The following is a 15,263-nucleotide window of genomic DNA, read 5'->3' as shown; positions in this document are numbered from 1 at the left end:
GCGATAGCGGGGCGGGGCGGGGCGGGGCGGGGCGGGTTAGGGGGTTCTTAGTTCTTTTGCTACTAGTTCGGCTATTTGGGCTGTGTTGAGGGCTGCGCCCTTGCGGAGGTTGTCGCCGGTGACGAAGAAGTCGAGGGCGCGGGGGTCGTCCAGGGCTCGGCGGATCCGGCCGACCCAGGACGGATCGGTGCCGACCGCGTCGATCGGCATCGGGAACTCCCCGGCGGCGGGATCGTCGACCAGGATCACCCCTGGCGCGTTGCGCAGTGCCTCGCGGGCGCCCTCGGCGTCCACCTCGGTGCCGAAGACGGCGTGCACGGCCACCGAGTGGCCGGTGACCACCGGCACCCGGACGCAGGTGGCGGACACCTTGAGGTCGGGCAGGCCGAGGATCTTCCGCGACTCGTTGCGGATCTTCATCTCCTCCGACGACCAGCCGTCGTCGGCCGGCGAGCCGGCCCAGGGCACCACGTTGAGCGCCAGCGGGGCCGGGAACGGGCCGAGGTCGTCGCCGACCGCCTGACGGACGTCGCCGGTGCGCGAGCCGAGCGCGCGATCCCCGGCGACCTTGGTGAGCTGGTCGTGCAGGATGTCCACACCGGCCTTTCCGGCACCGGAGACCGCCTGGTAGGAGGCGAGCACCAGCTCCCGCAGGCCGTACTCGCGGTGCAGGGGCGCCACCGCGACGATCATCGCGAGGGTGGTGCAGTTGGCGTTCGCGATGATGCCCCGGGGCCGGTCGCGGACCTGCTCGGGATTGATCTCCGGAACGACGAGCGGGACGTCCCGGTCCATCCGGAACGCGCCGGAGTTGTCGACGGCGATCGCTCCGCGGTCGACGGCGGTCGGCGCCCACTCGGCGGAGACCTCGTCGGGCACGTCGAACATCGCCACGTCGACGCCGTCGAACGCCTCCGGGGTCAGCGCCTGGACGACGACGTCCTCACCCCGGCAGCGCACCCGCTTTCCGACCGAGCGTGCGGAGGCGATGAGCCGGATCTCACCCCAGACGTTGCGACGCCCGCTGAGCAGCTCACACATCACGGTGCCGACGGCACCTGTCGCTCCGACCACGGCGAGGGTGGGCAGCGCCGTCATCGGCGCTACCTACCTGTCCCCGCGTAGACCACGGCTTCGGTATCGCCACCCAGCTCGAACGCGTCGTGGATGGCGCGGACGGCGGCGTCGAGGTCGGTGTCCCGGCAGACCACGGAGACCCGGATCTCGGAGGTGGAGATCATTTCGATGTTGACCCCGGCAGCGCCGAGCGCGGCGAAGAAGCCGGCGGCCACACCGGGGTGCGAGCGCATGCCGGCGCCGATCAGGGAGACCTTGCCGACGTGGTCGTCGTAGAGCAGGCCCTTGAACTTGACCGGCTCCTGGATCTTGCTGAGCGCGGCCATCGCGGTCGGACCGTCGGCCTTGGGCAGGGTGAACGAGATGTCCGTGCGGCCGGTGCCCTCGGTGGAGACGTTCTGCACGATCATGTCGATGTTGATCTCGGCGCCGGCGACGGTGTCGAAGATCCGCGCGGCGGCACCCGGCTCGTCGGGCACCCCGACAATCGTGATCTTTGCCTCGCTGCGGTCGTGTGCGACCCCGGTGATCAGTGCCTGCTCCACGGAAGGGTCCTCCATCGATCCGGTGACCATCGTGCCGGTGTTGGTCGAGTATGACGAACGCACGTGGATCGGCAACCCCGCCCGCCGGGCATACTCCACGCTACGCAGGTGCAGCACCTTCGCACCGCACGCGGCCAGCTCCAGCGTCTCCTCGTAGGTGATCTGCCGGATGTGCCGGGCGTTGGGCACGATCCGTGGGTCGGCGGTGAAGATGCCGTCCACGTCGGTGTAGATCTCGCACACGTCGGCGTGCAGGGCTGCGGCGAGCGCCACCGCTGTGGTGTCCGAGCCGCCGCGGCCCAGCGTGGTGACGTCCTTGGTGTCCTGCGAGACACCCTGGAAGCCGGCCACGATGACCACCGACCCCTCGTCGAGCGCGCCCTTGAGCCGCCCGGGGGTGACGTCGATGATCCGTGCGCGGCCGTGCACCGAGGTGGTGATCACGCCGGCCTGCGAGCCGGTGAACGAGCGGGCTTCGTACCCCAGGTTGTGGATGGCCATGGCGAGCAACGCCATGGAGATCCGCTCCCCGGCGGTGAGCAGCATGTCCAGCTCGCGGCCCGGCGGCAGCGGGCTGACCTGGTTGGCCAGATCCAGCAGCTCGTCGGTGGTGTCCCCCATCGCGGAGACCACCACCACCACGTCGTCGCCGGCCTTGCGGGCGTCGACGATGCGCTCGGCCACCCGCTTGATCCGCTCGGCGTTGGCGACGGAGGACCCGCCGTACTTCTGCACCACGAGTGCCACGACTGTGCACTCCCTCCCAGCGACCCTGAGCGTGCCGACGCCGCCGGAACCGGGGCCGGCGGCGCGTGTCAGACCCCTTGAGGGTATCCGGCGGGTAACGACCCCGGGTCAGGTGATCCCACCATCCGGCCCGCGCGGGGCCGGCCGGGCCGGTCCCACCAGGTCCGGCGGTACGCCGAAACGGACGCGCCCGACACGCCGGCACGAACCCGTACACGCAGCTCCCCGCCGACCGCCCGCACCCACCAGAATGGGCCGGTGCCCGTCCTCTCCCGCTCGACCGGCCGCGTGCTCGGGCCGCTCGTGTTCGCCCTGCCCGCTCTGCTGCTCGCCTGCACCGACGCGCAGCCGCCGAGCCCGCCGCCCGCCGATCCGGGGCCGGTAGCGGTGGACGCCGCGCGCGACGAGCTGGCCATGCTTGCCGCGGCAGCGCAGGATCGCCACCTGGTGGCGCAGTACGTCTACGCCGAGACGGGCAAGCCGGACCGCACCATCGCGTTCACCAGCGCGAACGACGGCAGCTGGCGGGTCGACGTGCCGGGCGGCGCGTTGGGTGGCGCCGCCGACATCTCGATGGCCGCCACGAGCGACGGGTTGTTCCAGTGCGCCCTGCCCTCGGCCGGCCGACCGGAGCCGGCGAGTTGCGTACGCCTCGGTGAGCGCGACGACGCGATCCCGCGCCGGGCGGACCCCCGGGTCCAGCATCCGCTCACCGACTGGCTGGACGTGCTGACCGACCGCCGCTCACCGCTGGCGGTGGCGTCCGCCAACCCGCCCGAGGGCCTCACCGGCACCTGTTACTCGGTGGACTCCACCTCGGCGTCGCTCAACGCCCCGCTGGACGTGGGCATCTACTGCTACGACCGGGACGGCACACCGACCGGCGTGCGGACCGAGACCGGGATGCTGAGACTCGCCGCACCGCCGGGCGCGGCACCGGCAACCGTGCAGTTGGCGGGGCCGGTGGTCGTCGACCGGGACCCGCTCGACATCGCGGCGCCCCCGACCCCCGACCCGTCGGACAGTCCCAGTACGGGAACGCCCTGATCTTCATCCCGTTACGGGTGGCCTTGCCCACATTTGACCGAGGTGACCAAGGGGGCGAACCGCCCATCGGGAACACTCTCCCCATGGCCGATCTCACGCCGCTGCTCGCCTTCCGCTGGAGCCCCCGCGCCTTCGACCCGAGCGCCGAGTTGACCCCGGCCGAGGCTGCCTCACTGCTGGAGGCCGCGCGCTGGGCGCCGTCGGCGGACAACGAACAGCCCTGGCGGTTCGCTCTCGGCCACCGGGACGACGACACCTGGAAGCGGATCCTGATCAATCTTCCGGCCGGCGACCAGGGCTGGGTCCGACACGCCGCGACCCTTGTGGTCGGCGCGCACACCGGCGGCGACGCGGAGCGGGCCGCGTACGACCTTGGTCAGGCGATGGCCCACCTGACCCTCCAGGCCACCGCCCTCGGCCTGCACGTGCGTCAACTGACCCGCTTCGACCAGACCGGCCTCGGCACCGAACTCGACCTGCCCGGGGGCGTTCGTCCGCTGGTGGTCGCCGCCGTCGGCCGGCTCGGGGACCCGTTCGCCCTGCCGGCCGATCTGCGGGCCAGGGAGACCGGCCTGCGGCACCGCCGCCCGGTCGCCGATCTGCTGCTGCGCTGACCGACCGCCGGCTCACCCGCCGCTGGCCCGCAGCAGGACCCGCGCGGCGTCGGTGTTGCGGTAGAGAACGTGTCGGCCCTGTCGGGACCGGGTGACCAGGCCCGCGGCGTGCAACGCGGCCAGGTGCTGGGAGACGTTTCCGGCGGACATCGCGGCCAGGCGGGCGAGGTCGGTGGTGGTTGTCGCCGTGTCGAGCAGGTGCAGCAACGCGGCCCGGCCGGGGCCGATCACCCGGGCCAGCGGGTCGCCGGGCGGTGGCCCGGCCGCCTCCCAGAGCGTCCCGACCGCCCGGACCGGGTACACGCCGGCCGGCAGCGAGTCTTCCAGCAGGTTCCACAGCACCCGCCGGTCGGTGAACACGCCCGGATTCAGCGCCAACCCGCGACCACGAAGATCGAAGTCCCGCTCGAACGGGTCGTCGCTGACCACCCGGTCGCCGAGCCAGCGCAGGCTCGGGTGGAGCTGCTCGAACAGCCGACCGGCACCGCCCTCGGCGAGCTGCGCGGCCCGGTACGCCACGTCCGCGTCGAGCAGCGCGCGCATGCGTGGCCAGTCCGGGGCGATCGCCTCGTCGTGCCACACCCGCACCGCGTCGACGAGCCGCGGCAGCAATCCGACGGGGTCGGTGAGCAGCGCCCGCCCGAACGGACCCAGCGGCCCACGCGGAGTGGTCGCCAGCAGGTCCTGCACCACCACGGCCGGCGGCGTCGCGGCGATCTGGTCGAGCTGCTCGGTCATCCGCGCGTTCGGCCGGGCCGCCGGGGTGAGGAAGTCGGGCAACCACCGACGGGGCAGGGTCAGCTCCACGAGCGGTCGGACCCGGGTGGCCACCTCGGGGCGACGCAGCGTCGCCCGGGCCCGGTCGATCCAGGGCAGGTGTACCGCGTAGCGGACCGGGTCGGCGAGCGCCCACATGCTCATGACCGTCTCGTTGGCCGGCGACACGGCGAGCCGCACTCCCGCCACGTCGGCCAGGCAGAACCGCAACTCGGACACGCGCACCCCCGACGCAGGATTCGGTCCAGCCTAAAAGAATCGACCGACCTCGTGGGTGCCCGGTTCACTTCCTGACCATGGGGGCCAGAGACACCATCCGCACCGCCGTCCGAAACGTCGTACCGCCGGCCGGGCTGACCCGCGCCCTGGCCGTACAGGCGATGGTCAACGCCGTCGGCAGCGGCCTGTTCCACGCCGGCAGCGCCGTCTTCTTCACCCGGGCGCTCGGGCTCAGCGCCGCACAGGTCGGGCTGGGGCTGTCCATCGCGGCGGGGGTGTCGCTGCTGGGGACCGTGCCGCTGGGCGGTCTCACCGACCGGTACGGACCGCAGCGGGTCTGGGTGGTCGGAATGGTGCTGGACGCGGCGCTGTTCGCCAGCTACCCGCTCGTGGGCGGCTTCGCCAGTTTCCTCGCCGTGGTGGTGGCGCTGGCCGCCGTGGAGGCCTCGACCGGCGTGGCCCAGCAGGTCTACTCGATCAACGCGCTGCCCCCGGCCGAACGGGTGACGGCGATGGCGTACCAGCGTTCGTCGCTGAACGTCGGATTCGGGCTGGGCGCGGTGATCAGTGGCCTGGTGCTGGCGGTGGACACGATCGAGGCGTACCGGGGAATGGTCTGGTTCATCTCGGCGGTCTTCCTGGTGACGGCGCTCTTCGTGCGGCGACTGCCCCGGCTGCCGCAGGTGACCCGGCCGACGGAGCCGATGAGCCGGCTCGCCGTGTTGCGCGACCGCCCGTTCCTGGCGGTGACCCTGCTGTCCGGGCTGCTCACCGCGCACCAGACGCTCTACCTGACGGTGCTGCCGCTGTGGATCCTCAGCCACACCGACGCCCCGAAGACGGTGATCGCCGGCCTGGTGCTGCTCAACACGGTCCTGATCGTGCTGCTCCAGGTACGCGTCAGCCGGGGCGCCGACACCGCGCCGGGCGCGGCGCGGGCCTCCCGGCGGGGCGGCCTGCTGATCGCCCTGTTCTGTCTGGTCCTGCCGATCTCCGGGGTCACCCGGGGCCCGCTCACCGTTGTGGTGCTGGTGGCCGCCGCGACGTTGCTGATCCTGGCCGAGTTGATCGAGTCGGCGGGCTCCTGGGGGCTCACCGCCACCCTGCCGCCGGCCGCCCAGCGCGGCGCGTACGTGGGGGCGTTCCGGCTCGGCAAGCAGATGCAGTACCTGGTCGCCCCGGCCGCGCTGACCGCGCTCGGGGTGAGCACGGGCGGGTGGGGCTGGTTACCGACAGCAGCGATCTTCGTGCTGATCGGAGTGGCTGTCGTACCCGTGGTGGCCTGGGCCGACCGGACGCCACGGCTGGGTGCCGAGGCCCCGGAGCCGATCGGAACCCGAGTCCCATAGTCCGGACGAGCCTTTCCACCCTCCGTTCCATCACGTAGGGTGACTTGGTCATGTGGCAGGCGCTTCTCCTCCTTAGCCGCCGCGACGAGGCCTGACCGGCCGGCACCTCGTCGCGGAGTCGCATCGCGCCGTCCAGCACATCCGATTTTCTCCTCGGCACCGCCGTGCATCGTCGCCCGGCTGCGCGCCGACACCTTCCGATCTGCTGACGCCACATGTTCCAGGGAGCACTCTGAGATGGCTCAACCTGTCACGGTCGCCGAGACCGATCCGATCGCCCGGCAACGCCCGAGCCGGATGCCGTACCACCGCTACCAGCCGTACCGGGAGCAGTTCCGGGTCGAGCTGCCGGACCGCACCTGGCCCACCCGCGCCGTCGACGCCGCCCCCCGCTGGTGCGCTGTCGATCTGCGCGACGGCAACCAGGCACTGATCGACCCGATGTCGCCCGAACGCAAGCGCCGGATGTTCCAACTGCTCGTCCAGATGGGCTACAAGGAGATCGAGGTCGGCTTCCCGTCGGCCAGCCAGACCGACTTCGACTTCGTCCGGCAGCTCATCGAACAGGACATGATCCCGGACGACGTCACCATCCAGGTGCTCACCCAGTGCCGGGAGCACCTGATCGACAGGACGTTCGAGTCGCTGCGTGGCGCGAAGCGGGCCATCGTGCACTTCTACAACTCGACGTCCACCCTCCAACGGCGGGTGGTCTTCGGGCTGGACCGCGACGGCATCGCCGACATCGCCACCAGCGGGGCGCGGCTCTGCCAGAAGTACGCCGAGATCCACACGCCGGACACCGAGATCTTCTACGAGTACTCGCCGGAGTCGTACACGGGCACCGAGCTGGAGTACGCGCTGGAGGTCTGCTCCCGGGTGATCGACGTGATCGACCCGACCCCCGACCGGCCGCTGATCATCAACCTGCCGGCCACCGTCGAGATGGCCACGCCGAACGTGTACGCCGACTCGATCGAGTGGATGCACCGGCACCTGCCGCGCCGGGACAGCGTGGTGCTCAGCCTGCACCCGCACAACGACCGGGGCACCGGGGTCGCCGCCGCCGAGCTGGGCCTGCTCGCCGGTGCGGACCGCATCGAGGGCTGCCTGTTCGGCAACGGCGAGCGCACCGGCAACGTGGACCTGGTGACGCTGGGGCTCAACCTGTTCTCCCAGGGCATCGACCCGATGATCGACTTCTCGAACATCGACGAGATCCGGCGAGCTGTCGAATACTGCAACCAACTGCCGGTGCACGAGCGCCACCCGTACGCGGGCGACCTGGTCTACACCGCCTTCTCCGGCTCCCACCAGGACGCCATCAAGAAGGGGTTCGACGCCCTCGCCGCCGACGCCGAGGCCGCCGGTGTGCCGATGGACGAGCACACCTGGGCCGTGCCGTACCTGCCGATCGACCCGAAGGACCTGGGCCGCACCTACGAGGCGGTCATCCGGGTCAACTCGCAGTCCGGCAAGGGCGGCATCGCGTACATCATGAAGAGCGAGCACCAACTGGACCTGCCGCGCCGGCTCCAGATCGAGTTCTCCGGGGTGGTGCAGCACGTCACCGACCACGACGGTGGCGAGGTCGACCCGGGCGCGATGTGGGAGATCTTCGCGACGCACTACCTGCTCGACCACCAGCCCGACCCGGCGGTCCGGCTGAGCGACTACACGATCAGCACCACCGACGGCAAGGTCGAGATCGACGCCCAGGTCGTCGTGGGCGCCGAGCAGCGCTCGCTCGTCGCGGTCGGCAACGGCCCGATCGACGCGTACGTGAACGCGCTCCAGCCGGTCGGGGTGGGCGTACGGGTGCTCGACTACCACGAGCACGCGCTGTCCTCCGGTGGGGACGCGCAGGCCGCCGCGTACGTGGAGTGCGAGGTCGACGGTCGGACGGTCTGGGGTGTCGGCACCGACGCCAACATCGTCACCGCCTCGATCAAGGCGGTCACCAGCGCCGTGAACCGCGCCCGCTCCTGACGACCCGGGCCGCGTCCCCGAGGTGGTTTCCTACCTCGGGGGCGTGGCCGCGGGCAGCGAGTGGCAGGGCTGCGACGGTGGGGCCGCGCGGGGCGGCCGGTGCACCAGCACGAGGGCCAGCACCGCCCCGGCCAACAACAGGCCCGCACACCAGAGCAGGGCACCCCGGAACGCGTCGGTCAGCTCGGCCTTCTGCGCGTAGCCGCTGCCGGACAGACCGACGAACAGCGGCAGCGCCGCCACCGCGAGCAGGCCACCGGCCCGGGACGCGGCGTTGTTGAAGCCGCTTGCCACCCCGGAGAACCGGTCCTGCACGGCGGCCAGCACCGACGCGGTCAGCGGTGCCACCACCAGGGTCAACCCGATGCCGAAGAGCAGCACCCCGGGCAGCACGTCGGTCCAGTACGACGCGCCCGGCCCGACGCCGCGCAGCAGCAGCAGACCGACCGCGGCGATCACCGGCCCGACGGTCAGCGGCAGCCGGGGGCCGATCCGCGCCGACAGCGCGCCCGCCCGGGCCGACCCGGCCAACAGCAGCAGGGTCATCGGCAGCAACGAGATGCCGGTGCGGAAGGCCGACCACTCGACCACGTTCTGTAGGTAGACGGCGAAGAAGAAGGTGAAACCGCCGAGCGCCGCGTAGACGACCACTGTGAAGATATTCAGCACCGAGAAGAGCCGACTGCCGAACAGCCCGGTGGGCAGCATCGCGGCGTCGCCGCGCCGCCGTTCCAGCAGCACGAAGGCCACCGCGGACAGCACCCCGACGAGCGCCGCGATCAGCACCGGGGCCGAGTCGAAGCCCCGAGCCGGAGCGTCGACAAGGGCGTACGTGACGCCGGCGAGCGCGAGCGCGCCGAGCAGGGCTCCCCCGATGTCGAACCGCCGACGCGTCCGTCCCGGCCCCGCCGTCCGGGAGGCGCTCTCGTCCCGGCTCTCCGGCACCCACCGCGTCGTGGCCAGCACCACCAGCACGGCGATGGGCAGGTTGAGGAAGAAGATCCAGCGCCAGGACAGCGCGTCGATCAGCCAGCCCCCGATGAAGGGGCCCAGCGCGGTGGACACCCCGGACAGCCCGGCCCAGGCGCCGATCGCGCGGCCCCGGTCGTCCGGGTGGAAGCTGGCCTGGAGCACCGACAGTGAGCCGGGCGTGAGCAGCGCGCCCCCGGCACCCTGGAGGAACCGGGCCGCGATCAGCCAACCGGTGCCCTGGGCCAGCCCGCACAGCACCGAGGCGGCGGTGAACCAGACCACCCCGATGAGGAAGACGCGTCGCCGACCGAAGCGGTCCCCGAGTGCGCCGCCGAGCAACACGAACGCCGCGAGCATCAGTAGGTAGCCGTTGACGGTCCACTGAAGATCTGCCACGTTCGCGCCGAGGTCCTGCCCGAGCTTGGGCAGCGCCACGTTGACGACCGTACTGTCGAGGAAGACCATGCCGGAGGCGAGAACGGCGGCGAGCAGCGTCCCCCGTCCGGCGGAGGTGCCCATCCGGAGGGCGGACGCCGGTAAGGGTGTGGTCATTCCACCAATCTGCCTTGCATCATGTGGGAGACGCCACGAAACGCCGAAACCATATCCGGGTACTGTGCGCAATCGCCGGGAGACCGCAAGCTGGAGAGGTGTCGTCTGTGCGTACCAGATCAGGACCGCGAGTGGCGGCGACCGCGCTCGCCGCGGCGCTGGTGCTCGGCGTGGCCGGTTGTGTCCCACCGGACGAGCCGGACGTCGCGCCACCGAGCGGCGGTGGCAACGCCGCGCAGCAGCTCGGCCAGCTCACCGTCGCCACCGCAGGGTCGATGAAGGGCTACAGCCGGGACCACTTCCCGCACTGGCGGGACACGGGCAAGAACTGCGACGTGCGCGACAGCATCCTCCAGCGCGACGGCAAGGACGTGAAGCTCTCCGGCTGCAACGTGGTCGGTGGGCGCTGGGAGAGCGTGTACGACGGCCGCAGCGCCGCCGATCCCGCCGATGTGGACATCGACCACATGGTGCCGTTGGCCAACGCGTGGCGCTCGGGTGCCGACGAGTGGGACGACCAGAAGCGCGGCGACTTCGCCAACGACACGACACGTCCGCAGCTTCTCGCGGTTTCCGCGTCCTCCAATCGGGCAAAGGGTGACCAGGACCCGTCCCAGTGGAAGCCGGCGAACCGCGAGTACTGGTGCAAGTACGCCGAGAGCTGGGTGACGGTCAAGCACTACTGGCGGCTCACTGTGACCAGCGCCGAGAAGGCCGCCCTGACCGACATGTTGGAGGGCTGCTCAGTGGGAGGCGATTCGTGACCGCCGCCGAGGCGGGCGGTCCGGCGGCAGCCGGCATGACCGCGGACGGCGCCGCCGAGGCTGCCGCCGCCGTGCCGGGCGCCGGCATGGTCGCGGATTCCGGCGGCGCGGCCGGCCCGCAGAGCCGTACCAGCGACATCGTGCCCGGCCCCGGTGGCGTGATGACCGACGAGGTCGGCGTCGTCACCGGCGACCTGACGCTGCGCACCGAGTACGCGGACGGCACTGTCACCCTGCGGGTGCAGTACAAGGACGCGGACGAGTGGTACGTGGTGACCGGCACGTCTGTCGCGCTTGCCGACCCGGCGTGGCTGGACGCGGTGCACGGCGTCGCGGTGGGCCTGCTGCACCGCCCCGAGGGCTGAGCCACCCGAATCACCTACCCGTCCCAGGGGCCGTCCGTTTCCGGACGGCCCCTGGCGGCATCACGGGGTGGGGATCAGCTCGCCCGGCGGGTCGACGGGGCCGGTGCCCTCGCTCGGGCGGACCAGTTCCACCTCGACCTCGTGCGGCCGGATCCGGCCGGCGGCGATGTCCTCGGCGAAGTGGCAGGCGACCCGGTGGCCACCGACCACGTCGCGCAGTTCCGGCCGCTCGTCGGCGCACCGGGTCGGCTGCGCCCACGGGCACCGGGTGTGGAAGCGGCAGCCCGACGGCGGGTTGGTCGGCGACGGCAGGTCACCGGCGAGCAGGATCCGCTCCCGGCGGTCCTCCACGAGCGGGTCGGGCACCGGCACCGCGGACATCAGCGCCCGGGTGTACGGGTGCATCGGCTCGCGGTAGAGGTCGTCGCTGGACGCCTCCTCCACCAGCCCGCCCAGATACATGACGCCCACCGTGTCGGCGATGTGCCGCACCACCGCCAGGTCGTGCGCGATGATCAGGTAGGTCAGGCCCCGCTCGTTCTGGAGGTCCTCCAGCAGGTTGAGCACCTGGGCCTGGATCGACACGTCGAGCGCGGAGACCGGCTCGTCGGCGACGATCAGGTCCGGGTTGAGCACCAGGGCGCGGGCGATGCCGATCCGCTGGCGCTGGCCGCCGGAGAACTCGTGCGGGTACTTGCTGAGGGCCGACGCGGGCAGGCCGACCGCCTCCAGCGTCTCGCGCAGCTTCCGGTTGGTCTCGGCCTTGTCGCCGGCCAGCCCGTGCGCCTTGAGCCCCTCCACCAACAGCGACTCCACCGACTGTCGGGGGTCGAGGCTGGAGAGCGGGTCCTGGAAGATCATCTGCATCCGGCGGCGGGCCTTGCGCATCGCCTCGCCCTTGAGCGCGCGGACGTCGGTGCCGTCGAAGACGATCTCGCCCTCGGTCGGCTCGACGAGCCGCAGCAGGCCGCGACCCAGCGTCGACTTGCCGCAGCCCGACTCGCCGACCAGGCCGTACGTCTCGCCCTTGCGGATGCTCAGCGACACCCCGTCCACGGCGTAGACGTACCCGATGGTGCGATCGAAGAGCAGGCCACTCTTGATCGGGAAGTGGACCTTGACGTCGCGCAGCTCGATCAGGGGTTCGGTCTGTTCGGTCATCGGACCGCCACCTCCTCGGAGACGGGGTTGTTGCAGCGGAGGTCGCCGCCGGTGGCGGTGGGTTCGAGCGGCGGCGGCCCTTCCAGACACGCGTCCACAACGTTGTCGCAGCGCGGCGCGAACGCGCACCCCTCGGCCCACGGGATGTTGTCGGCGACCGACCCGCGGATCGCGTGCAGTCGCTCACCGCGCGGTGAGTCCAGCCGGGGCACCGAGTTGAGCAGCCCGTGCGTGTACGGGTGCCGGGCGTGCCCGAACAGCTCGTGCCGTCGGTTGCGCTCGACCACCTTGCCGCCGTAGAGGACGTTGACGGTGTCGCACAGCCCGGCCACCACGCCCAGATCGTGCGTGATCATGACCAGTGCGGTGCCGGTCTCGTCGACCAACTGCTTGAGCAGGGTGAGGATCTGCGCCTGGATTGTCACGTCGAGCGCGGTGGTCGGCTCGTCGGCGATCAGCAGCCGAGGTTTGCAGGCCAGCGCGATGGCGATGAGGGCGCGCTGGCGCATCCCGCCGGAGATCTGGTGCGGGTACTCGCTGAGCCGCCGCTGCGGGTCGGGGATGCCGACCGCGTCCAGCAGGTCCCGCGACTCGCGCAGCGCCTGCTTGCGGTCCCGGCCCTGGTGGCGCTCCAACACCTCGGCCACCTGGACCCCGATCGGGATGACGGGGTTCAGCGAGGACAGCGGGTCCTGGAAGATCATGCTGATCTCCCGGCCACGGCGGTCACGCATGTCGTCCGGCCGCAGCTTCAGCAGGTCGGTGCCGTCGAAGAGCACCTCCCCGGTGACCTTGTTGCCGCGTTTGGGCAGCAGGCCCATGATGGCCAGGCTGGTCACGCTCTTGCCGCAGCCGGACTCGCCGACCAGGCCGACCGTCTGCCCCGGCTCCACCGTGAAGCTGACCTTGTCGACGGCGGTGAAGGGCCGCTCGCCGCGCCGCTGGAACACCACGCTCAGGTCACGGACGTCGAGCAGGCTCATCGAGTCACTTCCTCTCGCCGACTCACGCCGGCCGTGCTGATTGCGCGCACCGTGCTCACCGCCGGTTCTTCGGGTCGATCGCCTCGCGCATCGCCTCACCCAGCAGGGTGAAGCCGAGCGCCACCACGATGATCGCGAGCGCGGGGTAGTACGCCAACTCCGGACGGACCTCGAAGTAGCGCTGGCCGTCCACACCGAGCATCAGGCCCCACTCGGCCCGGTTGATGTCCGGGTCGCCGAGGCCCAGGAAGGAGAGCGCTGCGGCGTCCAGGATGGCCACCGCGAAGGTCAGGGTGGCCTGCACGATCACGGCGGTCAGCGAGTTGGGCAGCATGTGCCGCAGCACGATGTTGCGCTCCTTGACGCCGAGCGCGCGGGCGGCGAGCACGTGGTCGCTCTCCCGCTGGGCCAGCATCGAGCCGCGCAGCAGCCGGGCGAAGATCGGCACGCTCACGATGGCCACCGCGAAGATGACGGTCCACTGGCTCGACCGGCTGGCCATCGCGACAAGGGTGATCGCGAGCAGCAGGCTGGGCAGGGCCAGCATCACGTCGGTGAGTCGCATCAGGACCACGTCGACCCAGCCGCCGAAGGCGCCGGCGATCGCGCCGATCAGCACCCCGAGCGCGAGACCGATGAGGGTCGCCAGGACGCCCACGAAGAGCGTCTGCCGGGCGCCGTAGATCATGCGGGACAGGAAGTCCCGGCCGAGCGGGTCGGAGCCGAACGGGAACCCGCTGCTGGCCCCGGGGATGGTGTCCACGGTGAGGCCCTTGGTCAGCTCGTCGAAGCGCTGCACCGGGTCGTGCGGTGCGATCAGCGGGGCGAAGATCGCCACCAGGACGAAGAGCCCCACGATCGCGGCACCGACGATGGCGACCGGGTTGCGCCGCAGCCGGCGCAGGGCGTCGCGGACGAGGCTGATTCCGCCCCGGTCGGAGGCGCTCGCCTGGGCCAGCTCGTCGAGCCGGGCCTTCTTGCGGTCGCCGAGCAGGCCGATGCTGCGCTCGCTCATGCCGGGACGCGGCTTGTCGTTCTCGGGGTTCCCCGGACGGGGAGCCGGCGTGCCAGCCTGGGTGGTCGGGTCACTCATCGCACACGCACCCTCGGGTCGATGAAGGCGTAGGAGAGGTCGACAAGCAGGTTGACCACCACGAAGACCAGCGCGGCGAGCAGGATGATCGCCTGGAGCACCGGGTAGTCCCGGCCGCCGCTGATGGAGTCGGTGATCAGCGTGCCGATGCCGCCCCAGTTGTAGACCTTCTCGGTGAGCACCGCGCCGGAGAGCAGCGCACCGGTTTGCAGGCCGATGGTCGTGACCACGGGCAGCAGCGCGTTGCGCAGGATGTGCCGCCCACGGATGGTGCGGTGTCGCAGGCCCTTCGCCTCGGCGGTCCGTACGTAGTCCTCGTTCAGGACGTCGAGCACGCTGGCCCGGGTGATCCGCACGATCACCGCCAACGGGATGGTGGCGAGCGTGATCGCCGGCAGGATCAGGTGCCACAGGGCGTCCGCGCTCGCGTCGAACTCCCGGGTGAGCAGGCCGTCGAGCACGAAGAAGCCTGTGACGTTCGTGTTGTCCAGACCCGTGGTGAGCCGCCCGGACGGCGGGAACCAGTGGATGTTCTGGGTGAAGACGTCCTTGAGCAGATAGCCCAGGAAGAAGATCGGGATGGAGATGCCGAGCAGGGTGCCGGCGATGGTGAGGTTGTCCGGCCAGCGTCCGCGCCAGCGGGCGGCGAGGTAGCCGAGCGGCACACCGAGGCCGATGGCAATGATCATCGCGGCGAGGGCCAGCTCGACGGTGGCCGGGAAGGCGCGGCTGATGATCTCGGTGACCGGGTCACCGGTCCGGATCGAGTTGCCGAAGTCGCCGGTGACGACCCGCTGCATGAACTTGCCGTACTGCACCAGGATCGGCTGGTCGTAGCCGAGCGCCTTGGTCAGCAGCACGCGGCTCTCGGGCGTGGCCCGCTCGCCGAGCAGTGCCTCGACCGGCCCTCCGGGCAGGTTCCGCAGCCAGACGAAGATCAGCGCCGACAGCGCTATGAGGGTCACCACCAGCTGCAACAGGCGGCGGATTATGACTCGCAACATCTCTC

Annotated in this window: 14 protein-coding genes; 6 read left to right on the top strand and 8 right to left on the bottom strand. The window is 71.2% G+C overall.

The window, feature by feature from the left end; translation table 11 throughout:
* Positions 1 to 36 precede the first annotated feature (36 nt).
* Entirely contained in the window at positions 37 to 1,098 is a 1,062-nt protein-coding gene (locus tag AB0A95_RS06095; RefSeq protein ID WP_357554552.1) for an aspartate-semialdehyde dehydrogenase, read from the bottom strand.
* Positions 1,099 to 1,103: 5 nt separating this feature from the next.
* The gene (locus tag AB0A95_RS06090) at positions 1,104 to 2,369 is read right to left on the bottom strand and encodes an aspartate kinase (RefSeq protein ID WP_357075403.1); all 1,266 of its coding nucleotides are present in this window, start codon (positions 2,367 to 2,369) and stop codon (positions 1,104 to 1,106) included.
* Between the two features lie 258 nt (positions 2,370 to 2,627).
* Here AB0A95_RS06090 and AB0A95_RS06085 point away from each other — a divergent pair, with 258 nt between their 5' ends.
* Positions 2,628 to 3,416 (top strand): hypothetical protein, encoded by a 789-nt coding sequence (locus AB0A95_RS06085; protein WP_357554551.1) that lies wholly within the window; start codon positions 2,628 to 2,630, stop codon positions 3,414 to 3,416.
* Positions 3,417 to 3,499: 83 nt separating this feature from the next.
* On the top strand, positions 3,500 to 4,030 hold the full coding sequence (locus AB0A95_RS06080; protein WP_357554550.1) for a nitroreductase family protein: 531 nt from the start codon (positions 3,500 to 3,502) through the stop codon (positions 4,028 to 4,030).
* 12 nt (positions 4,031 to 4,042) lie between these two features.
* On the opposite strand, the gene AB0A95_RS06075 is transcribed toward AB0A95_RS06080, so the two are convergent.
* Complete coding sequence (locus AB0A95_RS06075; protein ID WP_357554549.1) at positions 4,043 to 5,026, bottom strand: ArsR family transcriptional regulator; 984 nt, start codon at positions 5,024 to 5,026, stop codon at positions 4,043 to 4,045.
* Between the two features lie 77 nt (positions 5,027 to 5,103).
* Here AB0A95_RS06075 and AB0A95_RS06070 point away from each other — a divergent pair, with 77 nt between their 5' ends.
* Together AB0A95_RS06070 and leuA are read left to right on the top strand one after the other, a co-directional pair.
* The gene (locus AB0A95_RS06070) at positions 5,104 to 6,375 is read left to right on the top strand and encodes an MFS transporter (protein WP_357554548.1); all 1,272 of its coding nucleotides are present in this window, start codon (positions 5,104 to 5,106) and stop codon (positions 6,373 to 6,375) included.
* A gap of 237 nt (positions 6,376 to 6,612) precedes the next feature.
* Positions 6,613 to 8,364: a 2-isopropylmalate synthase gene (leuA, locus tag AB0A95_RS06065; protein ID WP_357554547.1), complete on the top strand. Its 1,752-nt coding sequence runs from the start codon at positions 6,613 to 6,615 to the stop codon at positions 8,362 to 8,364.
* A gap of 30 nt (positions 8,365 to 8,394) precedes the next feature.
* Here leuA and AB0A95_RS06060 read toward each other — a convergent pair whose 3' ends face one another.
* Positions 8,395 to 9,888 (bottom strand): MFS transporter, encoded by a 1,494-nt coding sequence (locus AB0A95_RS06060; protein ID WP_357554546.1) that lies wholly within the window; start codon positions 9,886 to 9,888, stop codon positions 8,395 to 8,397.
* 107 nt (positions 9,889 to 9,995) lie between these two features.
* Here AB0A95_RS06060 and AB0A95_RS06055 point away from each other — a divergent pair, with 107 nt between their 5' ends.
* Positions 9,996 to 10,652, top strand: a complete 657-nt coding sequence (locus tag AB0A95_RS06055; protein WP_357554545.1) for an HNH endonuclease family protein — start codon at positions 9,996 to 9,998, stop codon at positions 10,650 to 10,652.
* Positions 10,649 to 11,017 carry a hypothetical protein gene (locus AB0A95_RS06050; RefSeq protein ID WP_357554544.1) on the top strand — a complete coding sequence of 123 codons (369 nt, stop codon included), beginning with the start codon at positions 10,649 to 10,651 and terminating at the stop codon, positions 11,015 to 11,017. The genes AB0A95_RS06055 and AB0A95_RS06050 overlap by 4 nt, the downstream gene beginning before the upstream one ends.
* 60 nt (positions 11,018 to 11,077) lie before the next feature.
* Here AB0A95_RS06050 and AB0A95_RS06045 read toward each other — a convergent pair whose 3' ends face one another.
* The 4 genes from AB0A95_RS06045 to AB0A95_RS06030 form a co-directional block, all read right to left on the bottom strand.
* Positions 11,078 to 12,178: an oligopeptide/dipeptide ABC transporter ATP-binding protein gene (locus AB0A95_RS06045; protein WP_357554543.1), complete on the bottom strand. Its 1,101-nt coding sequence runs from the start codon at positions 12,176 to 12,178 to the stop codon at positions 11,078 to 11,080.
* On the bottom strand, positions 12,175 to 13,161 hold the full coding sequence (locus AB0A95_RS06040) for an ABC transporter ATP-binding protein (protein ID WP_357554542.1): 987 nt from the start codon (positions 13,159 to 13,161) through the stop codon (positions 12,175 to 12,177). Before AB0A95_RS06040 ends, AB0A95_RS06045 begins: the two co-directional genes overlap by 4 nt.
* Positions 13,162 to 13,216: 55 nt before the next feature.
* Positions 13,217 to 14,176: an ABC transporter permease gene (locus AB0A95_RS06035; RefSeq protein WP_357554740.1), complete on the bottom strand. Its 960-nt coding sequence runs from the start codon at positions 14,174 to 14,176 to the stop codon at positions 13,217 to 13,219.
* Between the two features lie 74 nt (positions 14,177 to 14,250).
* Positions 14,251 to 15,258, bottom strand: coding sequence for an ABC transporter permease (locus AB0A95_RS06030; protein ID WP_357554541.1), 1,008 nt, complete (start codon positions 15,256 to 15,258; stop codon positions 14,251 to 14,253).
* Positions 15,259 to 15,263: the final 5 nt, after the last annotated feature.

The sequence above is a fragment of the Micromonospora sp. NPDC049230 genome (genome assembly GCF_040647875.1).
Lineage (GTDB): Bacteria > Actinomycetota > Actinomycetes > Mycobacteriales > Micromonosporaceae > Micromonospora.
The sequence above is the reverse complement of the archived record's forward strand: the minus strand, read 5'-3'. Positions and strand labels throughout refer to the sequence as shown.